The sequence below is a fragment of the Sphingomonas sp. PP-CE-3G-477 genome (genome assembly GCF_003050745.1).
GTDB lineage: Bacteria > Pseudomonadota > Alphaproteobacteria > Sphingomonadales > Sphingomonadaceae > Sphingomonas.
This window is the reverse complement of the sequence record NZ_QAOF01000002.1, coordinates 234,802-256,174: the sequence shown is the minus strand read 5'-3', so window position 1 is coordinate 256,174 and position 21,373 is coordinate 234,802. Positions and strand designations below refer to the sequence as shown.

Below are 21,373 nucleotides of genomic sequence, written 5' to 3'. Positions count from 1 at the left end.
GGCGCGTGTGGGAACAGCGTCAGAAGCTGTAGACCAGCGAGGCGCGGCTGGTGGTGTCGGTCGAGACCGAGCCGATCGGCGGCTCGCTTTCATACTGCACGCTGTACGACAGCGACGCGGACAGCGGCCCGATCAGTTTCGCGTTGACCGAAGTCGTGCCGCTGAGCGTGCTGTTGAACCGCTGGACATAGGCCGACGCAACCTGGCTGACCGAAAGGCCGCTAAGGATACGGACGCTGAAATTGGCCGTCCCGCGCGCCGCGAGGCTGCTCTGCGTCGTGTCATCGGTGAACTCGGTATGACGGTATGCCGGCCCGAGTTCGAGATCGAGCTTGGTCCCCGCGGTCTTGATGAGGCTGTAGCCCGCACCGACCGAGGTCGAGTAGCGATTGAAATAACCGAGGAACCGATCGCCCTCATATTGCGCGACACCGTAGATATAGGCGCGGTCGTCGACCTTATAGTTGGGTTCGTACGAGGCGAGGTAGTGCTCGCGCGTCGTGATGTTCAGGTTGGACTGATAATCCGCCTGAGCATGGAATTTGTGGCGCCAGCGAAGGCCTTCGCGGTTGAGGTCAAGCACGGCGGTGCCGCCGGCGGTGTCGGAATTGCCGGTCGTCAGATAGCCGCCGACTTCCGCCCTGCCGCTCCACAGATCGAGGAAACTGGCTTGGCGAATGACCTGCGTCCGTTGTTCGGCGCGGTCGGCCTTCCACTTCTCGGCGATCGCCAGCACCGCGTCGCCGCTGAGCGGATCGGCAGCGCGCGCGTATTTGGCGATCGTGTTGACGTCCGCCTCGTTACCCGCCTCCAGCGCAGCGTCGAGCATCGCGCGGATCGTCTCGGGGATCATCACCGATTGCGGATCGGGCGCGTTCGCCAGCAGCAACGGGGCGAGCAGGAGAGGGGCTAAGCGGCGCACAGCCGTTCCGTAACGGCAGCGTGACGGATTGGGAACTGCTCAGCGTGTCGAGATTGCGCCGAGATGTGGCGCGAAGGCGGCGAGTACCTGTTCATAGAGCGCCTTCTTGAACGGCACGATCAGCCGCGGCAGGTCGGCGGGATCGCTCCAGCGCCATGCACGGAACTCCTCGTGGTCGGTGGCGATGTTCACGTCGGCGTCGGTGCCGAGGAAGCGGTAAAGGAACCAGCGCTGCGTCTGGCCGCGCCATTTGCCCTTCCAGACCTTGCCGAGCAGTTCGGGGGGAAGGTCGTAGACGAACTCGCCGGGCGCTTCGGCGATCAGCTCGACCTTGTCCGGCATCACGCCGGTTTCTTCGCCGAGTTCGCGCAGCGCGGCGGCTTCGGCGGCCTCGCCGGGGTCGATCCCGCCCTGCGGCATTTGCCACGCCTCCAACGGCGAATCGTTGCGCTGACCGACGAAGATCTTGCCCTCGGCGTTCATGAGCATGATGCCGGCGCAAGGACGGTAGGGCAGGGTCGAAACGTCGGTCAAAATAGTCTCCGCAACGCAGGGGCTTGGGGCTCGGGTAACTTGGGAGTCAGCAGGCGCGCTCCTACCTACGGAGCATGATCCCTGTCGTCCACCATCCCGACTATGTCACCCCGGCGCCGGCGCGCTCGACCTATCGCTGGAACAAGAACGGGCTGATCCGCGACCTGCTGCTCGAAAAGGGCGATGCGGTCGCGTGGCACCGCGCCGAGACGACGCCGACTGCGTGGCTGGAGGCGGTGCATGACGAGAATTACGTCGCCGAGGTGCTCCGCGCGGAAGTCCCGAAGGAGAAGGAGCGGCGGATCGGCTTCCCGGTGACCGCGGCGGTGGCGTCGCGTGCGGCGATCGTGCCGCACGGGACTTGGCTCGCGGCGTGCCTTGCGCTGGAGCACGGGTTCGCGGCGAACACAGCGGGCGGGAGCCATCATGCGCTGGCTAACACCGGCGCGGGGTTTTGCGTGTTCAACGATCTCGCAGTGGCGGCGGCGCGGCTGATCGACGAGGGGCGGGTGGCACGCGTGCTTGTGGTCGATTGCGACGTGCATCAGGGCGACGGGACCGCGGCGCTGCTGGCCGGACGCCCGGAGATCGCGACCTATTCGATCCACGCGGAGAAGAATTTCCCGGTGCGGAAGGCGCGTTCGACGGTCGACGTGCCGTTGCCGGACAAGGTGGACGACGAGGCATATCTGGCGACGCTGGAGGCGACCCTGGTGCCGTTGCTGGACGAGTTCCGGCCGGAGCTGATCCTGTATCAGGCTGGCGTGGATCCGTTCGAGGGCGATCGGCTCGGGCGATTAGCGCTGACCTTGGACGGTCTGGCAAGGCGTGAACGGCTTGTCGCTCGCCTCGCGATTGCGCGCGGCGTGCCGCTCGCGAGCACGGTGGGCGGCGGGTACGGCGAGGACGCGCTGGCGATCGCCGAACGACACGTGGCGGCGATCATGACGCTGGGGGAAACTTTCGCAGCGGCGTGATGCTGGATCGCGGCTTGCTGCGTTGGGCATGCGATGACGACACCTGTTCTTCTCTGGCTTCGCCAGGACCTCCGCCTTCACGATCACCCCGCGCTGATCGCCGCCGCGCATGCCGGGCCGGTGATCCCGGTCTACGTGCTTGACGACGACGCGCCGGGGAAATGGAAGATGGGGGGCGCTCAGCGGTGGTGGCTGCACCACACGCTCGACTCGTTCGGCAAGTCGCTGGCGGACAAGGGATCGAAGCTGGTCCTGCGACGCGGTGATGCGGTCGAGGTGCTGACGGTATTGATGAAGGAAACCGGTGCCGAGCAGGTGCATGCGATCCGGCATTACGAGCCTTGGTGGCGGAAGGCCGAAGCAGCGCTTGGCGATCGGCTGTGCCTGCATGACGGCAACCACCTTGCCCGCGTCGAGGATGTGAAGACGGGGTCGGGCGGGCAGTTCAAGGTCTATTCGTCGTTCTGGAAGGCGCTGAACCAGATGATGCCGCCCGGCGATCCCGAGCCGGCGCCGCGGACGATCCCGGCGCCGTCGAAATGGCCAAAAACCGAGACACTGGCGGACTGGGATCTCCTGCCGACCAAGCCGGACTGGTCGACCGGGTTCGGCGATTGGACGCCGGGCGAGGCGCAGGCGTTGAAGAACGCGAAGGCGATGGCGCCGATCGTCGAGGCGTATGACGTGGATCGCAACATACCGTCGATCGAGGGCACCTCGCGCCTATCGCCGCATCTCCATTTCGGCGAGATCTCGCCGCGTGCGGTGTGGCATGCGGTCGATGGTCACGGCGATGCGACGACGTTTCGCAAGGAGCTGGCGTGGCGCGATTTCACCGATGGCGTCGTGCTGACGATGCCGGACTACGGCGATACGAACGGGCGGCCGAAGTTCGATAAGCTGCCCTGGCGCTCGGGCAAGGAGGCCAAGGCGGACCTCAAGGCGTGGCAGGAGGGCAAGACCGGCTATCCGATCGTCGATGCCGGGATGCGCCAGCTTTGGGCGACCGGATGGATGCATAACCGCGTGCGGATGATCACGGCGAGTTTCCTGGTGAAGCATCTGCTGATCGACTGGCGAGAGGGCGAGCGGTGGTTCTGGGATTGCCTAGTCGATGCCGATTACGGGAATAATTCGGTGAACTGGCAGTGGGTGGCGGGGACCGGAGTGGATTCGAACATGTTCGGTCGCATCATGGCGCCACTGACGCAGTCGGAGAAGTTCGATGCGGGGGACTATATCCGCGAATGGGTGCCGGAGCTTGCGAAGGTGACCGGCGAAGCGATCCATGATCCGGACGAGTCCGGCTGCCGGCCGAAGGCGTACCCGGCGAAGATCGTCGGCCACCGCGAAGGCCGCGAGCGGGCGCTCGAGGCTGGGCGGCACGCACGCTGAGTAGCGGCCACCATCGCACGTCGTCAGGATGACGGTTTGCTTGGGGGTGAGCGGCAGGCCTCATGTTCGAGTGTTTGAAGCCTGCCTCTTTCCTAGCCGCGGCCCCTGTTGCATGGAGCGCCGCGATGACTGCCGTTCCCGCTTTCGATGATGTGCCCACCGCGCAAGGTTCCACGGTCGCGCGCCTCGTCGCGCCGGTGTTTCACCGTCTGCTCGACCGGATCGACGCCGGGCTAGAGAGCGGCGGCATAGACGCGCACTTGCCCGACGGCACGCGGCGGCTAATCGGCGGTCGCGCACCTGGGCCTTTGCCCGTCGTGACCTTGCACCGCTGGCGCGCGCTTGTCCGGCTCGCGACCGCGGGGTCGGTCGGCTGGTACGAAGGCTGGGCGGCAGGCGACTGGTCGAGCCCCGATCCGGTGCCGCTGTTCGACCTGTTCATGCGGAACCGCCGCTCGCTCGGGAGTTCGGCACGGTCGGGCGGCGTGGTGCGGCTGGCGGCGCGGGCGTGGCACCGGATGCGGCGCAACGACCCGACCGGATCGCGGAAGAACATTGCGGCGCATTATGACCTCGGCAACGACTTTTACGAGACGTGGCTTGATCCCAGCCTGACCTATTCGAGCGCGATCTTTGCCGAGCCGTTCGACGACGCCGAACCACATGAGGCGGCGCAGGCGACCAAGCTGCGTGCGATCCTCGACCGGACTGGGGCGCGGGCAGGCGACACTATCCTGGAGATCGGCTGCGGCTGGGGATCGTTCGCCGAGATGGCAGCGCGCGCGGGTGTCGGCGTTCATGCGCTGACGCTGTCGACGGAGCAGAAGCGGCAGGTCGACGACCGGATCAGCGCAGCGGGGCTCGACGGCGTACGCGTGGCGCTGACCGATTACCGCGACGTCACCGGCACCTATGATGCGGTCGCGAGTATCGAGATGGTCGAGGCGGTCGGCGAGGAATATTGGCCGGTCTATCTCGACGCGATCGCGCGCGCGTTGAAGCCGGGCGGGCGCGCGGCGTTGCAGTATATCTCGATCGACGATGCGATCTTCGATTCCTATTCGCGGAGTGTCGACTTCATCCAGCGCTACGTGTTTCCGGGCGGGATGCTGTTGTCGGAGCCTCGGTTTCGCGCGCTTGCGGAGGCGCGGGGGCTCGCGTGGGAGGACCGGCGCGGGTTCGGACTGCACTATGCCGAGACGTTGCGACGGTGGCGGGTTGCGTTCGATGCCGCGGTGGCGGAGGGGCGGCTGCCGGCGCGGTTCGATGCGCGGTTCGTCGCGTTGTGGCGCTATTACCTGATGTATTGCGAGGGCGGGTTTCTCGGCGGCGGGATCGATGTCGCGCAGGTTACGCTGGTGAAGCGGTAGCGTTTTCCTGCGTACGCAGGAACCCAGGGTAACGGGCGGTAGCGATTGTGATCCTGGGCTCCTGCGTTCGCAGGAGAACGGTTAGGCTACCCGCTCGAAATGCCCAGCTTCGAAGCCTTCGATCGCCAGCGCGACGATGCGATCTGCCACGACTGTCGGTTCCTTGACCGAGTTCGGATCCTCGCCCGGATACGCTCGCGCCCGCATCTTGGTCCGCGTCGCGCCGGGATCGACGATCGCGGTGCGGATGGCGCTGATCTCGGCCATCTCGTCGCCATACGCACCGAGGAGCGTTTCGAATGCAGCCTTCGAAGCACCGTAGAGGCCCCAATAGGCGCGGGGTTTGCGGCCTACGCTGGACGTCACGCCGATCACGCGCGCCGACTTGGCCTTCTTCAACATCGGATCGAACGCTGCGATCAGCGCTGCCTGCGCGCTGACGTTCAAAGTCAGGACCTGCGCCATTTCCTTGGGATCGATCGCCGGCACCGACGACAGCGAGCCCAGCATGCCGGCGTTGAGCACGAGAATATCGAGCGCATCCCAGCGGTCACCGATCGCCGTAGCGAGGCGGGCGATTGCTTCGCTTTCCGCCAGATCCAGCGGGGCGATCGTCGCCGAGCCGCCGGCCGCGTGGATCGTCGCCTCGACCTCTTCGAGACCACCTGGCGTGCGCGCGGTCAGGACGACGTGCGCGCCCTTTGCCGCCAGCGCGATCGCGGTCGCGGCGCCGATGCCGCGGCTGGCACCGGTGACCAAGGCCAGCCGGCCTTCGAGAGGCTTGTCCGTCATAATAGCTCCGCGGGTATCAGATGACGCGTTCGGCGAGCATCGCGAACTGGTCGACTTCCGAGCCTTCGTCATGGTCGGTCAGCGTGGTCGGATAGTCGCCGGTGAAGCACGCGTCGCAATATTTCGGGCGGACGTCCGCGCGCTTCGCCTCGCCGAGTGCCTTGTAGAGGCCGTCGATCGAGATGAAGTTGAGGCTGTCGGCGTGGATGAAGCCGGTCATGCCGCCGAGATCGAGCTTGGCCGCGAGCAGCTTCTCGCGCTCGGGCGTGTCGACGCCGTAGAAGCAGGAATGCCGCGTCGGCGGGCTCGCGATCCGCATGTGCACTTCGGCAGCACCGGCTTCGCGCATCATCTCGACGATCTTGAGCGAGGTGGTGCCGCGGACGATCGAATCGTCGACGAGGATGACGCGCTTGCCCTTGATCAGCGCACGGTTGGCGTTGTGCTTGAGCTTGACGCCGAGATGGCGGACCTTGTCACCCGGTGAGATGAACGTGCGGCCGACATAGTGCGAGCGGATGATGCCGAGCTCGAACGGGATGCCGGATTGCTGCGCATAGCCGATCGCCGCCGGCGTGCCCGAATCGGGGACCGGGATGACGAGATCGGCATCGACCGGCGATTCGATCGCGAGCTGCGCGCCGATCGCTTTGCGGACCGAATAGATTGAGTGATCGTCGACGATCGAATCGGGGCGCGAGAAATACACCCATTCGAAGATGCACGGCCGCGCCGCCATCAGCGCGAACGGGCGGATCGAGCGGATCTCCGAGCCCTGGACGATGACCAGCTCGCCCGGCTCGATCGCGCGGACGAAGGTGGCGCCGACCACGTCGAGCGCGACCGTCTCCGAGGCGAAGATCACCGCGTCGCCGAGCTTGCCCATGACGAGGGGGCGGATGCCGAGCGGATCGCGGCAGGCGATCATGCCCTCGGGCGTCATCACGATCAGCGAATAGGCGCCTTCGATCTGCTTCAGCGCATCGATGAACCGATCGAGCAGCGTGCGGTAGTTCGAGGTCGCGACGAGATGGATGATCGTCTCGGTATCGCTGGTCGACTGGAAGATCGAGCCGCGACGGACGAGCTCACGCCGCAAGCGCATCGCATTCGAGATGTTGCCGTTATGCGCGATCGCGAAGCCACCGGTCGACAGCTCGGCATAGAGCGGCTGGACGTTGCGCAGCGCGGTCTCGCCGGTCGTCGAATAGCGGACATGGCCGCAGGCGACGGTGCCTGGCAGCGAGCGGATCACGTCGTCGCGGTCGAAATTGCCCGCGACATGACCCATTGCGCGGTGGGTGTGAAAATTGGCACCGTCGAAGGTGGTTATCCCGGCAGCTTCCTGCCCGCGGTGCTGCAACGCGTGCAGCCCCAAGGCTACGAGCGCGGCTGCGCCATCGGTGGCCGAAACGCCGAACACCCCGCATTCTTCGCGGAGTTTGTCGTCATCATAAGGGTTTGTCGTCAGCATGCCGGTTCTCACGTCGTGCGGAAGCTGCCCTATACGAGCGGATCGCCGGCTTGTCGCCTGTTTGTAATAACATTGCGCGCCGCTGGTCGCATCGGGCCGGGTTTCGGGTATATCCAGGCCATGACACACAGCCGCGACACGGGCCTGACGCTCGATCCGAAATTCGATTCCGCCGGCCTCCTGACCGCGGTCGTCACCGATCGCGTATCGGGCGACGTACTGATGGTCGCGCACATGAATGCGGAGGCGCTGGCGGAAACGCAGGCGACCGGCGAAGCGCATTTCTGGTCGCGCAGTCGGGAAAAGCTCTGGAAGAAAGGTGAGACGTCGGGGAACGTGCTTCGCGTCGCCGAGCTTCGGATCGATTGCGACCAGGATGCGGTGTGGGTGATCGCCGATGCGGCGGGGCCGGCGTGCCATACCGGCGAGCGGACGTGCTTCTTCCGGCGGATCGAAGGGGGCAGACTGGTGCCGGCCGAATGAAGCGCTTGCTGCTGCTCGCGCTCATGCTCGGCGGGTGTGGGCCGGAGCCGACGACTGCTGTGGCGGACAGCGCGGGGGCTCGGCTCGAAGCTGCGGCCGAGACGGCCGGGATCGTGTCCGACCCGAACGCGCCTCTGCAGGGGTCGTGGGCGCGCGATACGGACCGCATCTGCGTCGTCAGCAACGATAAGATCGCGCGGGTCGGCGTCAGCGTCGACTATGGCGAGGACCAGGCGTGCGCCGCGTCGGGAACCGTGGAGCGAGCAGGCGACGCGCTCAAGCTCGCGTTCGGTGCGTGCAAGTTCGACGCACGCTTCGACGGCGATCGCATCGTGTTTCCCGCCGAAGTCCCCGAAGCCTGCGAGTCCCTCTGTACTGGCCGCGCGTCGCTCGCGGCACTGACCGTCAACCGGCTCAGCGAATCGCGATCGGAGGCTGCGACGCTGCGGTCGACGAAGGGAAAGTTGCTTTGCGGCAATTGACGTTGACGTAAACGAGAGTTATTTCTCCGGGGATGGCGACACAAGCATCCCCTCGATTGCAGGCGACCCCGCAATCCTACGCGGTGATCGAGCCGCGGCATGATCGCGAGAGCTTCACGATCTCCGACCTGTCGGCCGAGTTCGACGTCACCGCGCGGGCTCTCCGGTTCTACGAGGACGAGGGCCTGATTGCGCCCGAACGTCGCGGGACCCAGCGCATCTATTCACACCGCGACCGCGCGCGTCTCGCGTGGATCCTGCGCGGCAAGCGTGTCGGGTTCAGCCTCGGCGAGATCCGCGAGATGATCGACCTCTACGATCTCGGCGATGGCCGCCGTGCGCAGCGCCAGGTCGTGATCGAGCGCAGTCAGGCGCGGATCGCGCTGCTGACCGCGCAGAAGCGCGACATCGATCTTGCCATCGACGAACTCACCAGTTTCGTGGCCCTCCTCGAAGTGAGCCGCGCCCAGGACAACCAAGGATAAACCATGCCCCAGTATACGCCCCCCGTCCGCGACACGCGTTTCGTCCTCGAGCATGTCGTCGATCTCGATCGCTACAATAACCTTCCCGGCTTCGACGCGGCCTCGCCCGACGTCGTCGATGCGGTGCTCGAAGAAGGCGGCAAGTTCGTCGCCGAAGTGCTGTTCCCGCTCAACCTGTCGGGCGACCAGCAGGGTTGCACGCGGCATGAGGATGGCTCGGTGACGACGCCGGACGGCTTCAAGGAAGCGTATAAGCAGTATGTCGAGAGCGGCTGGGCGACGCTCGGGAACCAGCCCGAATATGGCGGACAGGGGATGCCGCACGTCGTCTCGACCGCGTTCCAGGAATACATGATCTCGTCGAACATGGCGTTCGCGATGTATCCAGGGCTCACGCACGGCGCGATCGCCGCGCTGATCGCCAAGGGCTCGGACGCCCAGAAGGCGATGTACGTGCCGAAGATGGTGTCGGGCGAATGGGGCGGCACCATGAACCTGACCGAGCCGCAGTGCGGCACCGATCTCGGCCTGATCCGCACCAAGGCCGAGCCGCAGGCGGACGGTTCGTACGCGATCACCGGCACCAAGATCTTCATTTCGTCGGGCGAGCATGATCTGACCGAGAACATCATCCACCTCGTGCTAGCCAAGACGCCGGGTGCGCCGGACAGCTCGAAGGGCATCTCGCTGTTCGTGGTGCCGAAGTTCATCGTCGAGGAAGACGGCTCGTTGGGTGCGCGCAATGGCGTCACCTGCGGGTCGATCGAGCACAAGATGGGAATTCACGCAAATTCGACCTGCGTGATGAACTATGATTCGGCGACCGGCTGGCTCGTCGGCGAGGAGATGAAGGGCCTTGCCGCGATGTTCATCATGATGAACGCCGCACGTCTCGGCGTGGGCTTGCAGGGTCTCGGCGTGGCCGAGGTCGCGTACCAGAACGCCGTCCAGTACGCGCAGGACCGTCGCCAGGGCCGCGCGCTGACCGGGCCGAAAGAGCCGCAGGAGAAGGCGGACACGCTGTTCGTCCATCCCGACATCCGCCGCATGCTGATGGAGGGCAAGTCGCTGACCGAGGGCCTGCGCGCGCTGATCCTGTGGACCGCGCTCCAGGCCGATCTCGAGCATCACGCCGAGACCGAGGAAGAGCGCCAGCTTGCCGGCGACATCATCAGCCTGCTGACCCCGGTCATCAAGGGCTATGGCACCGACATGGGCTATGCGATCGCGACCAACGCTCAGCAGGTTTACGGTGGCCACGGCTACATCGCCGAATGGGGCATGGAGCAATATGTCCGCGATGCCCGGATCGCGATGATTTACGAGGGCACCAACGGCGTCCAGGCCATGGACCTGGTCGGGCGCAAGCTCGCGCAGAACGGCGGGCGCGGGATCCAGGCATTATTCAAGCTGGTGGCGGACGACGTCGCCGCGGCGAAGGCTGATCCGGCGACCGCAGCGTTTGCCGAGGCGCTGGAGAAGGCGAACGGCCAGCTTCAGGCGGCGACGATGTGGTTCATGGCGAACGGCATGAAGAACCCCGAGAACGTCGGCGCGGGCGCGGTCAGCTACATGCACCTGATGGGGATCGTCGCGGTCGGCGTCATGTGGCTGCGGATGGCGGTCGCGGCCGCGAAGTTGAAGGCGGCGGGCGAGGGCGAGGCTGCGTTCCTCGACGCCAAGCTGGTGACGGCGCGCTTCTACGCCGAGCGGATCCTGCCGGATGCAGGCGCGCTGCGTCGGAAGATCGAGGGTGGGGCGGAGTCGCTGATGGCGCTGCCGCCCGAGATGTTCATGGCGGCCTGATCGGATGGGGGCGGATTGTCGGAGCGGTCCGCCGCCTATCCCGAATAAGCACTACCAAACCCACCCGTTCGTCCCGAGTAGCGATCGAGCTTGTAGAGAGCGCGTATCGAAGGACAAGACCGGGCGGTGATTGTACCTCGATATGAGCCCTCGATACGCCCTGCGGGCTACTCGGTCTCTACTCGGCACGAACGGGGCTTAGCGGCTATTTGGGCCTAGCGGTGGCTGGCGTCTGCGCAACCGTAGTCATAGGAGGCGAAGTGGTTGCGGTGGGCTTGCGCCGTACGCCATCCAGTTCGACCGTCGCGGGAACCGAGCCCGGCGGGGCAACAACCGGTACCGGCAACGCAGTCAACGTCGCCTGGACCTTCACGCACTGAGCGGGGTCGGCGCGCTTGAACTGGCGGCAGTTCCAGAGCGACTTCTCGTAGCCGCTGGCCCGATCCCGCAGATAACTGAAACTGAGCGCGGCGGTTTGGGCGGGTGCCAGCGGGAGCGACGTCGCCGCCTTGCTGCCGTCCGTCCACGCCATGTACCGGCAGAACGGCTTGTCTCCACACGCTTGAGCCGCAAGCGCAGTAAGTCCGTCGGCGGTCTGGCCACGGGGCAGGGCTACGAGGATCGTATCGCCATCGACTGGCACCGCGGGAGCAGGTGTCGTCTCGGTAACGGGCCCAAACCCCATCGCGATCGAAGCCTCTGCCATCGCGGCATCCGCCTCAGCTAAAGCAGCGCCGGTTTTGTGCGCATCCGACAGCTCGGCGAGTTGCGCGATGACCGGCTCGACCGTCTCCGGGTGACGGCCGAACGCAGGCGGCGTGCCCCACCAGCCCGACCAGCGGAAGAACAGATGCGTGTTCACCGCGGTGATCTTGTCGAGGCTCGACTGCCAGTACGGCACCACCCAGTCGGTATGGTAGTGCGTCGCATAGCCGACCTGCTTGAACACCACCCCCGACAGTGAAGCGGCCGCAACTTCGCGCGCGCGACGCCAGGCGTCGTCGGTCGGATGCCAGCGAGTGAGCGCGCCGTCGCAGCTGAAGCTGAACTGGCAGCCGGTCGAACGGTCCTGCCCTTCGAAAACAACCCCGCACACGGTCTTTGGAAAGGCCGGGTGGCGCAGGCGGTTGAGCACGACCTGCGCGACCGCGCGCTCGCCGAGCGTGTCGTCGCCGGCCTCGTAGAGGATGCCTGCCGCCATGCAGTCGGTCGCGCGCGCCAGATCGTCCGGGCCGCCGGCAAAGCGGAACGGTCGGGCCGCCGGGTTGGGATCGGTCGAGAACGGCACCGTCGCGTTGAACGCACTCGCGTCATCGGGGCTGAGATCGACGAACTTGACGGGTTCGACCTCAGGCACTTCGGCTTGCGGCACGACCCGACCGGGCGGGAGTTTGACCCGCTTCGACACGTGGACGATCGTCGGCGCGTTGGCGACGACCAGCGCAGGCCCGACGATCGCCAGCGCGGAAATACCGACGAGGGTGGCGCGCAGCACGTTGATGCCGCGCGCGGGAAGATCGGTCTTCACTGTTCGGGCAGGAAGTCCGGGACCGACAGATAGCGCTCGCCGGTGTCGTAGTTGAATCCGAGAACCCGAACGTTGTCAGGCAGATCGGGCAGCTTCTGAAGGATCGCTGCGAGCGTCGCGCCCGAGCTGATACCGACCAGCATGCCCTCTTCGGTCGCCGATCGACGCGCCATGTCCTTGGCCACCGCGGCGTCGACCTCGATCACGCCGTCGAGTGCCTGGGTATGAAGGTTCACCGGGATAAAGCCTGCGCCGATGCCCTGGATTGGGTGAGGCCCGGGCTGGCCCCCGGCGATGACCGGCGAGGCGGCGGGTTCGACCGCATACACCTTCAGCGATGGCCATTCTTTTTTCAGCGCTTCGGCGACGCCGGTGATGTGACCGCCGGTGCCGACGCCGGTGATGATCACGTCGATCGGCGTATCGCGGAAGTCGGCGAGGATTTCCTGTGCGGTCGTAGCGACATGCACGGCGATGTTCGCAGGATTCTCGAACTGCTGCGGCATCCACGAGCCGGGCGTCTGCTCGACCAGTTCTTTCGCGCGCTCGATCGCGCCCTTCATGCCCTTCTCGCGCGGGGTCAGGTCGAATGTCGCACCGTATGCGAGCATCAGGCGACGGCGTTCGATCGACATGCTCTCAGGCATGACGAGAACGATCTTGTATCCCTTCACCGCGGCGACAAGCGCAAGGCCGATGCCGGTGTTGCCGCTGGTCGGCTCGATGATCGTGCCGCCAGGCTGAAGGTGGCCGTCCTTCTCGGCCGCCTCGATCATAGCGAGGGCGATGCGGTCCTTGATCGACCCGCCGGGGTTCGAACGCTCGGACTTCACCCAGACTTCGGATTCGGGGAACAGCTTCGACAGGCGGACGTGCGGCGTGTTGCCGATCGTATCGAGGATCGAGTTGGCCTTCATGGCTTGGCTTCTCCGTGTTCGGGTTCTGTCTCTAGGATCTCTGGGGGATCAAAGGTTTTCGCGCGGCCTAGTTCCGGGAACAGTCGCGCCCAGCCGATCGTGATCGCAATAGCACCGACGCCGCCGAACACCACTGCGCCGACCGGGCCGAGCAGCGACGCCATCACCCCGCTCTCGAATTCACCGAGTTCGTTCGAGGCCGAGATGGTGAGCTGCGACACCGCACTGACGCGGCCGCGCATCGCGTCGGGCGTGTGGAGCTGGATCAGCGACTGGCGGACATATACCGAGATCATGTCCGCGCCGCCCGCGACGATCAGCGCGACGAGGCTGAGGACGAAGGCGGGCTGGACGGGGATGCCGCCGATCGTGCCGGGCGCGATGCCGATCAGGTTTACGATGGGGGTCGCTATGCCGAAGGTCAGGATCGCGAGGCCGAACACGACGACGGCCGCGAGCATCTTCACGCCGACATTGGTGCTCATCGGGCGGACCGAGAACCAGATTGCCGTCACCGCCGCGCCGATCCCCATGCCCGCCGCGAGAACGCCGAGCCCTTGCGAGCCGACGTGGAGGATGTCGCGCGAATAGACCGGAAGGAGGGACGTCGCGCCGGCGAGCAGCACCGCGAACAGATCGAGCGTGATGGTCGCGAGGACGAGCCGGTTGCGCCGGACATAGGTGAAGCCCTCGATGATACGGGCGAGGGGACGGTGATCGGTCTGCGCCGCGGGCTGCGGCACCGGGCCGATCAGGAACATGAAGAGCAGCGCGACGACGAACAGGATCGTCGCGACGCCGTACGCGACCTCCGGGTGGATCGCGTAGAGGAGGCCACCGACGCTGGGGCCCGCGATGGTGCCGACCTGCCACGCGATCGAGCTGATCGCGATCGCGGTCGGGAGGACGGCGCGGGGGACCAGGTTGGGGGCCAGCGCGGAATAGGCTGGGCCGGAGAAGGCTCGGGCGACACCGAAGGCTACCGCAGCGACGAACAGCACGCCGAGCGTCAGGTGTCCGGTCCAGGTCAGCAACCACAACGTCGCGGCGGTCAGTACGAGTAGCGCGGTCGTGCCCCGGACGATCCAGCGGCGGTCGAAGCTGTCCGCGACTAGGCCAGTGATTGGGGTAAGCAGGAACAGCGGTACGAACTGCGCGAAGCCGATCATGCCGAGCATGAACGCGGCCTGGCGGATATCCATCGTCTCGCGGGCGATGTTGTAGACCTGCCACCCGATCACGATCGACATCGCGCTGACGGCTATGGTGCCGGTGAAACGGGACAGCCAATAGGCGCGGAAATTGGCGATCCGTAAGGGATGCTGGTGGGGGTCTGCGATGGAGTCCATTGCGACCGGCTTTAGGCTTGGGTGAACGGGCAGGGCAACCGGAGCTTTGCTTGGGCTCGGGATAGTGGCGCAGACCCGGCATCCTCCCATCCCAAGCCCCCAAAACGGACATACCCCAGACGGGAATTGATGTTCCGCCCCGTCCGCGCCTATAGGCTCCCTCAACTCCCCTACGGAAAACGAGGTTTCCCACATCGTGGCCAAGACCCCCCCACCAGCACGCGCAATCGCCGAACCGCCGATTACGAACCGCGAACGACCGGCCGAACCAAAGCCGTACGAAGCGTCGAAGGACGAACTGCTCGAAATGTATCGGCAGATGCTGCTGATCCGCCGTTTCGAGGAAAAAGCGGGCCAGCTCTATGGCTTGGGCCTGATCGGTGGCTTCTGCCATCTGTATATCGGCCAGGAAGCCGTCGCTGTCGGGCTTCAGTCCGCGCTAAACGGCGAGACCGATTCGGTGATCACCGGCTACCGCGATCACGGCCACATGCTTGCCTACGGGATCGACCCGAAGGTGATCATGGCCGAGCTGACCGGGCGCAATTCGGGTATCTCGAAGGGCAAGGGCGGGTCGATGCACATGTTCTCGACCGAGCATAAATTCTATGGCGGCCACGGCATCGTCGGTGCGCAGGTGTCGCTCGGCACCGGCCTCGCGTTCAAGCATAAATACTCGAACGACGGCGGCATCTGCATGGCCTATTTCGGCGACGGCGCCGCGAACCAGGGCCAGGTGTACGAGAGCTTCAACATGGCCGAGCTGTGGAAGCTCCCGATCATCTTCGTGATCGAGAACAACCAGTACGCGATGGGCACCAGCGTCAACCGCGCGTCGGCCGAGGACCAGCTGTATCGCCGCGGCGAGAGCTTCCGCATTCCCGGCATCCAGGTCGACGGCATGGACGTGCTGGCGTGCCGCGGTGCAGCCGAGGAAGCGCTCGCCTGGGTCCGCGCGGGCAAGGGTCCGGTCATCCTTGAGATGAAGACGTACCGTTACCGTGGCCACTCGATGTCCGATCCGGCGAAGTACCGCACGCGTGACGAGGTCCAGGCGGTCCGCGACAAGTCGGATCCTATCGATCACATGAAGAAGCTGCTCGACGCGCAGGGCGTGACCGAGGCGGACCTCAAGTCCCTTGAACAGGAAATCAGGAAAATCGTGAACGAAGCCGCCGATTTCGCCGAGCAGACCCCGGAGCCGGATGCTGCCGAGCTCTACACCGACGTTCTGGTGGAGAAGTACTGATGGCAATCGAGATCAAGATGCCCGCGCTCTCCCCGACGATGGAAGAGGGCACGCTGGCCAAGTGGCTCGTCAAGGAAGGCGACAGCGTCAAGTCGGGCGACATCCTTGCCGAGATCGAGACCGACAAGGCGACGATGGAGTTCGAAGCGATCGACGAAGGCACGATCGGCTCGATCAGCGTCGCCGAGGGCACCGACAATGTGAAGGTCGGCACCGTCATCGCAACAATCCTCGAAGAGGGCGAGAGCGCGAGCGACCAGAAGCCTGCGGAAGCACGCTCCGGCGATGCGGCCAACGCCGCGCCGAAGGAAACGCCGTCGGACGACAAGGCACCCCCGGTTCCCGAGGGCGCTTCGCCCGCCAAGGCCGAAAGCGGCACGCAGCAGCTCGTCGCATCCGCCGAGAAGGTCGGCATCTCCGACCCGGCGATCCCCGAGGGCACCGAGATGGTCAAGACGACCGTCCGCGAAGCGCTGCGCGACGCGATGGCCGAGGAAATGCGCGAGGACGACCGCGTCTTCGTGATGGGCGAGGAAGTCGCGCAGTATCAGGGCGCGTACAAGGTCACGCAGGGGCTGCTCGACGAGTTCGGCGACCGTCGCGTGATCGACACGCCGATCACCGAATATGGCTTTGCCGGCATCGGTGCAGGCGCGGCGATGGGGGGCTTGCGCCCGATCGTCGAGTTCATGACCTTCAACTTCGCGTTGCAGGCGATCGACCACATCATCAACTCGGCCGCCAAGACCAACTACATGTCGGGCGGCCAGATGCGCTGCCCGATCGTGTTCCGCGGTCCGAACGGCGCGGCGTCGCGCGTGGGTGCCCAGCATTCGCACAACTTCGCGGCATGGTATGCGAGCGTTCCGGGCCTGATCGTGATCGCGCCGTATGACGCGGCGGACGCGAAGGGCCTGCTCAAGGCCGCGATCCGCACCGAGGATCCGGTCGTGTTCCTCGAGAACGAACTGATGTACGGCCGCAGCTTCGACGTGCCCAAGCTCGACAACCACGTCCTGCCGATCGGCAAGGCGCGGATCGTCCGCGAGGGCAAGGACGTGACGATCGTCAGCTACTCGATCGGCGTCGGCATCAGCCTCGAAGCCGCCGAAAAACTCGCCGAGGAAGGCATCGACGCGGAGGTCATCGACCTGCGCACGCTGCGCCCGCTCGACACCGAGACGGTCCTGAAGAGCCTCGCCAAGACCAACCGCATGATCATCGTCGAAGAGAATTGGGCAACCTGCTCGATCGCCTCGGAGATCGTCTCGGTAGTGATGGAGCACGGCTTCGACGACCTCGACGCGCCGGTGCTGCGCGTCACCAACGAGGACGTGCCGATGCCCTATGCGGCGAACCTCGAAAAGCTGATGCTGGTCGACGTCGCGAAGGTCGTCGCTGCGGTGAAAAAGGTCACGTACAAGAAGTGATCGGATGGTGCAGTCGCTGCCTTGCGCGGCGACTGCACCTCAACTCGTATACTTGTTGCAGGTCATCAGTGCAGCCGTCGGCGATGGGTTGTAGATCTGGCCGAAATCGCGTCGGTCGCGGACGATGAACGATGCGATATAGCGGATCTTCGCTGCCCCGTTCGGCAGCCAGCCGGTGCCGACGACCGGCTTGTAGTCGTAATTGATCTCGACGAACATCACGCCCGAGTTGTTGGGGGCTACGATTTTCGTACCCGTTTCGCCCATACCGCCGGTGATGACGCTACCCGGATGAGACGCCGAATTGTCGCTGCCGGAGGTGCTGGTGTTGACACCTGCAGTCGGATCATAGGGCGCTGTGGTACTATCGGCAGCGGCAGGCGTCCCACCGGAAATCGTCGTTCGACCATAGCTCGAGTCATAGCCGGCGCCGGATTTCGTGCCGAGGCACCTTTGCCAATGGATCGTCTGCTTGCCATCCTTGTCCGCCTCTAGGCTGGAAAGGGTGATGCGTCCGCGCGTGGCAAGGTCCCATGCGAACCCTTGCGTCTTGGCAGCGGCGAAAATGTCGTTGATATCCACTTCGCGAAGTTGCTGAGTCACCAGCGAACTCTGCGCGCCAACGCGTGACGCATTATCCGCGAGATTGAGCGCGATCTGGCTGACACGCAGATTGGCGAGCGCGAGATTTGCCGTCTCGACACCCCATAGCCCGAGCGCCACGACCAGCGGCGCGGTGAACGCAAATTCGAGGAGCGCGAGGCCCGATCGATCGTCGCGAAAGCGGCGGGCGAAGGCCAAGGTACGGGCATATCCAGAGATCAGGTGCATAAGTTCTTCACCGTGACGACGGACTGCGAGGCATAAGGCTGGTTTTTCAGGAACGTCTTGGCGACGATCGTCTGCGTCGGCGGCGCGCCGAAGAAGCTCGCGACGGGAAACAGGCGCGGATAGCTGATCCTGACGGTGTACAACGTGACATCGTTGGCCCCGCCCTGACCCGACGTGCCGGGATCCGTATCATAGGCGCCGTTCCCATTGATGTCGTCGAAGCACTCCTTGGCGTCGCGTACGCCATTGCCGTTCGTATCCGTGAACGGCTCGGGCTTGGCCGAAGCGAACGTCTCATAGTTCGTTCGGGTGGGCGTTCCGACGAAGCTTGCGCGGAACGAGATCGTCTTCACCATGTCGAGTACGGCCTGGTCGATCGCCGCGGCATTGTCCGCACCGCCCTGGATCGCCGAATCGCGACCCGCCTTCTGGATCGCGCCTTCAAGAATCGATTGTGCGTAAACCTGATAGATCAACTCGCCCAACCCCATGATCATGCCCAGCATGACAGGCAGGATCATGGCGAATTCGATCACCGTCACGCCGCGTCTGTCGCGGTGGATACGACGGAACATGGCCGCCTTCCTCACTTCGAGATCCGCAGCATGGCGACCTGGTTGGCGATCGACTTGAACGCCGTCTGCAGCGAATCATTGTCGCTGGCATAATAGGCCTGGCCGGGCGATGCGCACGCGGTCAGCTGCGTGGTCAATGTCTGGCCGAATCCAACGACGAAGACCTTGATGTTGCGTGCCTTCGCCGCCGCACACTCAGCCACGAAACGCGCATTGTGATCGTCCAACTGATCCGAAGAGTCTCCGCCAGTGACCCGCTTGTCGTAGCGTTCGATGCCATACATGCCATAGAGCTCGTAGTTCGGGGTCATGTCGCCATCGGTCATGAACACGATGTAGCGGTTGGGCGCGGACCGACCCGGCCACGGCGCGGTATCTGCCGCGAAGATACCGGTCGGCGAAATCATTCGCGTACCCCAGATCATGCCGGTGTCGTGATAGGTGCCGCCTTGCGCCTTGAAGTCCTTGGCGTTGACATAATTGCTGACCTCGTCACGCGAAAGTTTCGTCAGGCGTTGCACCTTCTTCCCGCAAGACACGTAACCGAGCGAGATGTTCTTGTTCCAAGCCGGATTCGGGTTGGCGATCATGTTGGTATAGGCGGTCAACTGCTGATCGTTCGTGTTGACGTAATAATCGCCATAGGGCGTCGTGCTGTTACCAGCATAGGTAACGCCGTTGTTGGTCGCCGACGTGCTCGTCCCGCGGTAATATATGACGTCAGGCCACATCGGCCGCCAGCGCGTATCGTCATTCGTCGCCGGCACATCGGGATCGAGGTCGTAGGGAAGGTTGCTCTGGCTGAAGGACGATGCGCCGGGGGTCGTGGTGCGCTCCTCGATGCAGCCCTGCCACTTTGCTGTCGTGCCGGTGATCTTGCTTGGGTCGGGAACGTCGACCCCAGTAATGTACTTGCTGACGTCGTAGTTGACCTGTGTATAAAACCAGTTGGGCTTCACCGGCTGCGACGTCACGGTGCAGGTCCCCGTGGTCGACGTCGATGTATTCCCCGTCCAGGACACGGTCGAGGTCGTTGCGGTGCCCGACGTCGTGTAGCCATTGGACGGAGATCGTACCGCATACCCGTTGCAGGTCGATTGCGTGATGTTCTTGTATGTCGTGGTGCTGGCCGAGCCATTGTTCGCGTCGCCGATAATCCTGCGGCTTTCGTAGTTCCAGTTCTTCACGAGATTGTCGGTGGACAGGCTGGTCAGCGCGTAACCCGCGTTGACTGTCGACGTATAGGTGACGAACCCGTAGCGAATGTTCGTGGTCGGATCGACGTTGCCGGCCAGCGTATCGTAGAAATTGAGCACCGCACTGCGCAGGCCGGATAGCTTCGATCCGCTCTTTTCCGTGACATAATAGCCGGTGTTGCCGTCATCCTGCTTGTAGGACACCACGGACTGGCTGCAACCGCCCGTGCCATCGGCGGTCGTGCAGGCCATCGATCCGGTCGTGTCGAGCACGAACATGATGTCTGCATCGGCCACGTCGTACCGTGCCTCGCATTTCACGGTCAGCGTCACGTCGGGGGCGCCGAACATCTTCATGATCGTCATCGGCACCAGCGAGCTGGCGACACCGGCCACCTGCTGATCGGTCGTCTTGGATGGGGTGAAGACCGCGGTCTTGGTGTTCATCCAACCAAGGCGGAAATTGTTCTTGAAGAACGCACTAGCTTGGTCCCTTGCAGTCTTGTCCAGCGTCGTGTCGTTGCTGCTCGTCATGAACTTGCGTCCGGCAAGGGCACCGGCATCGCAGGCCTGCTGGAGGCGAACCTTCACGACGTACAGCCGCGCGATGTCGATTGCCGACCCGGCCAGTCCGGCAAGCGGGATCATCGCCGCTGCCATGATCGCGATGGTGTTGCCGCGTACGTCGTGGCGCAGCCGACCAAGGACGGTCGTCGCTCTTTCCGTTCGCATGCCGTGCTTCGTGGTCATGGGTATCCCGACTGGATCATCATCGATCTAGCCGCGTCATGCGCCCTGACCCGGTAAGCCGGGCTCAAAGGATATGGTTAATTGCGCAGTAAGCAGACTAGGGCGAATGATCCGGGATGATCAATGCGCCCGGGTGCGTTAGGGCAGGACATGACTGTCATCGATCCGGGCCGTGCCCTTGCCCTGAGCTACGCCCCGCCAGCCACGCGGGCCGGACTGGAAGCTCTGTTCGCGCTCGACGACAGGCTAGCCACCATCGTCCGTTCGACGCGCGAGCCGATGGTCGGGCAGATGCGGCTGACGTGGTGGCACGAGGCGCTCACCCGGCTCCAGATCGCACCTGTGCCGCAGGAGCCGGTATTGCAGTCGATCGAAAGCCTGGTGCTGACCGCTGGCGTGTCGGGCTCGTCGCTCGCTGCAATGACCGACGGGTGGGAGATTTTGCTTCAGGCAGAGATCGACACGGCGACGCTTGAGGCGTTTGCGACCGATCGGGGTGGTCGGCTGTTCGAAGTAGCAGCCCGGATGCTGGGGATCGACGATCGGAGGATAGGTCTTGCGGGAGAGGGCTGGGCGCTCGTCGATCTGGCAAGGGGGCTGACTGATACGATACTTGCCGGCCATGCGCGGACGTTGGCGACGACGCGGTTCGATGCCGCGTTTCGCGGAAGATGGCCTCGTGCGGCGCGATCACTCGGCGCACTGGCATTGTTAGCGCGGTTCGAGAACGTTGCGGCTTTAGCGCAGTCGCCAGGCCCGACGCGTCGGATCGCCCGGCTGATGCTGCACAGATTGGCCGGATACTGATCGATCGGGTTGGAGCAATTG

At 64.6% G+C, this 21,373-nt stretch carries 20 protein-coding genes; 10 read left to right on the top strand and 10 right to left on the bottom strand.

Annotation, left to right across the window (positions count from 1 at the left end; translation table 11 throughout):
• Positions 1-19: 19 nt before the first annotated feature.
• Together C8J45_RS06505 and C8J45_RS06500 are read right to left on the bottom strand one after the other, a co-directional pair.
• Complete coding sequence (locus C8J45_RS06505) at positions 20-922, bottom strand: YdiY family protein (RefSeq protein WP_258191331.1); 903 nt, start codon at positions 920-922, stop codon at positions 20-22.
• A gap of 39 nt (positions 923-961) precedes the next feature.
• Complete coding sequence (locus tag C8J45_RS06500; protein WP_107962458.1) at positions 962-1,456, bottom strand: RNA pyrophosphohydrolase; 495 nt, start codon at positions 1,454-1,456, stop codon at positions 962-964.
• Between the two features lie 74 nt (positions 1,457-1,530).
• Here C8J45_RS06500 and C8J45_RS06495 point away from each other — a divergent pair, with 74 nt between their 5' ends.
• From C8J45_RS06495 to C8J45_RS06485, 3 genes are all read left to right on the top strand, one after another.
• Positions 1,531-2,433, top strand: a complete 903-nt coding sequence (locus C8J45_RS06495; protein WP_107962457.1) for a histone deacetylase — start codon at positions 1,531-1,533, stop codon at positions 2,431-2,433.
• Between the two features lie 33 nt (positions 2,434-2,466).
• Positions 2,467-3,828: a deoxyribodipyrimidine photo-lyase gene (locus tag C8J45_RS06490; protein ID WP_107962456.1), complete on the top strand. Its 1,362-nt coding sequence runs from the start codon at positions 2,467-2,469 to the stop codon at positions 3,826-3,828.
• Between the two features lie 125 nt (positions 3,829-3,953).
• Positions 3,954-5,198 (top strand): cyclopropane-fatty-acyl-phospholipid synthase family protein, encoded by a 1,245-nt coding sequence (locus C8J45_RS06485; RefSeq protein WP_107962455.1) that lies wholly within the window; start codon positions 3,954-3,956, stop codon positions 5,196-5,198.
• A gap of 81 nt (positions 5,199-5,279) precedes the next feature.
• Here the strand turns inward: C8J45_RS06485 and C8J45_RS06480 are convergent, their stop codons facing one another.
• A complete protein-coding gene (locus C8J45_RS06480) occupies positions 5,280-5,990 on the bottom strand; it encodes an SDR family NAD(P)-dependent oxidoreductase (protein ID WP_107962454.1) in 711 nt (236 codons plus the stop codon).
• 16 nt (positions 5,991-6,006) lie between these two features.
• Complete coding sequence (gene purF, locus C8J45_RS06475) at positions 6,007-7,464, bottom strand: amidophosphoribosyltransferase (protein ID WP_107962453.1); 1,458 nt, start codon at positions 7,462-7,464, stop codon at positions 6,007-6,009.
• Between the two features lie 120 nt (positions 7,465-7,584).
• On the opposite strand from purF, the gene hisI reads away from it, so the two are divergent.
• From hisI to C8J45_RS06455, 4 genes are read left to right on the top strand one after another with little or no spacing between them, the layout of a single operon-like run.
• Positions 7,585-7,947 (top strand): phosphoribosyl-AMP cyclohydrolase, encoded by a 363-nt coding sequence (gene hisI / locus C8J45_RS06470; RefSeq protein ID WP_060525717.1) that lies wholly within the window; start codon positions 7,585-7,587, stop codon positions 7,945-7,947.
• Positions 7,944-8,429, top strand: a complete 486-nt coding sequence (locus C8J45_RS06465) for a hypothetical protein (protein ID WP_107962452.1) — start codon at positions 7,944-7,946, stop codon at positions 8,427-8,429. The genes hisI and C8J45_RS06465 overlap by 4 nt, the downstream gene beginning before the upstream one ends.
• 32 nt (positions 8,430-8,461) lie before the next feature.
• Positions 8,462-8,914: a MerR family DNA-binding transcriptional regulator gene (locus C8J45_RS06460; protein WP_056049049.1), complete on the top strand. Its 453-nt coding sequence runs from the start codon at positions 8,462-8,464 to the stop codon at positions 8,912-8,914.
• 3 nt (positions 8,915-8,917) lie between these two features.
• Positions 8,918-10,720, top strand: a complete 1,803-nt coding sequence (locus C8J45_RS06455) for an acyl-CoA dehydrogenase C-terminal domain-containing protein (RefSeq protein ID WP_107962451.1) — start codon at positions 8,918-8,920, stop codon at positions 10,718-10,720.
• 205 nt (positions 10,721-10,925) lie between these two features.
• Here C8J45_RS06455 and C8J45_RS06450 read toward each other — a convergent pair whose 3' ends face one another.
• The 3 genes from C8J45_RS06450 to C8J45_RS06440 are packed head-to-tail and all read right to left on the bottom strand — an operon-like array spanning position 10,926 to position 14,514.
• Positions 10,926-12,248 (bottom strand): cell wall hydrolase, encoded by a 1,323-nt coding sequence (locus tag C8J45_RS06450; protein WP_258191330.1) that lies wholly within the window; start codon positions 12,246-12,248, stop codon positions 10,926-10,928.
• Entirely contained in the window at positions 12,245-13,165 is a 921-nt protein-coding gene (gene cysK / locus C8J45_RS06445; RefSeq protein WP_056048760.1) for a cysteine synthase A, read from the bottom strand. Before cysK ends, C8J45_RS06450 begins: the two co-directional genes overlap by 4 nt.
• A complete protein-coding gene (locus C8J45_RS06440; protein ID WP_107962450.1) occupies positions 13,162-14,514 on the bottom strand; it encodes an MFS transporter in 1,353 nt (450 codons plus the stop codon). The genes cysK and C8J45_RS06440 overlap by 4 nt, the downstream gene beginning before the upstream one ends.
• Before the next feature lie 196 nt (positions 14,515-14,710).
• Between C8J45_RS06440 and pdhA the strand changes: the two genes are divergently transcribed.
• Positions 14,711-15,763, top strand: a complete 1,053-nt coding sequence (pdhA, locus tag C8J45_RS06435) for a pyruvate dehydrogenase (acetyl-transferring) E1 component subunit alpha (RefSeq protein WP_056048766.1) — start codon at positions 14,711-14,713, stop codon at positions 15,761-15,763.
• On the top strand, positions 15,763-17,193 hold the full coding sequence (locus C8J45_RS06430; protein ID WP_107962449.1) for a pyruvate dehydrogenase complex E1 component subunit beta: 1,431 nt from the start codon (positions 15,763-15,765) through the stop codon (positions 17,191-17,193). Before pdhA ends, C8J45_RS06430 begins: the two co-directional genes overlap by 1 nt.
• A gap of 39 nt (positions 17,194-17,232) precedes the next feature.
• Here the strand turns inward: C8J45_RS06430 and C8J45_RS06425 are convergent, their stop codons facing one another.
• The 3 genes from C8J45_RS06425 to C8J45_RS06415 are packed head-to-tail and all read right to left on the bottom strand — an operon-like array spanning position 17,233 to position 20,527.
• Positions 17,233-17,994 (bottom strand): TadE/TadG family type IV pilus assembly protein, encoded by a 762-nt coding sequence (locus C8J45_RS06425; RefSeq protein ID WP_258191329.1) that lies wholly within the window; start codon positions 17,992-17,994, stop codon positions 17,233-17,235.
• Between the two features lie 20 nt (positions 17,995-18,014).
• Entirely contained in the window at positions 18,015-18,599 is a 585-nt protein-coding gene (locus tag C8J45_RS06420) for a TadE/TadG family type IV pilus assembly protein (RefSeq protein ID WP_107962447.1), read from the bottom strand.
• 11 nt (positions 18,600-18,610) lie between these two features.
• Positions 18,611-20,527, bottom strand: a complete 1,917-nt coding sequence (locus tag C8J45_RS06415) for a TadE/TadG family type IV pilus assembly protein (protein WP_181321129.1) — start codon at positions 20,525-20,527, stop codon at positions 18,611-18,613.
• Positions 20,528-20,695: 168 nt separating this feature from the next.
• Between C8J45_RS06415 and C8J45_RS06410 the strand changes: the two genes are divergently transcribed.
• Positions 20,696-21,352 (top strand): squalene/phytoene synthase family protein, encoded by a 657-nt coding sequence (locus tag C8J45_RS06410; RefSeq protein WP_107962626.1) that lies wholly within the window; start codon positions 20,696-20,698, stop codon positions 21,350-21,352.
• Positions 21,353-21,373 lie beyond the last annotated feature (21 nt).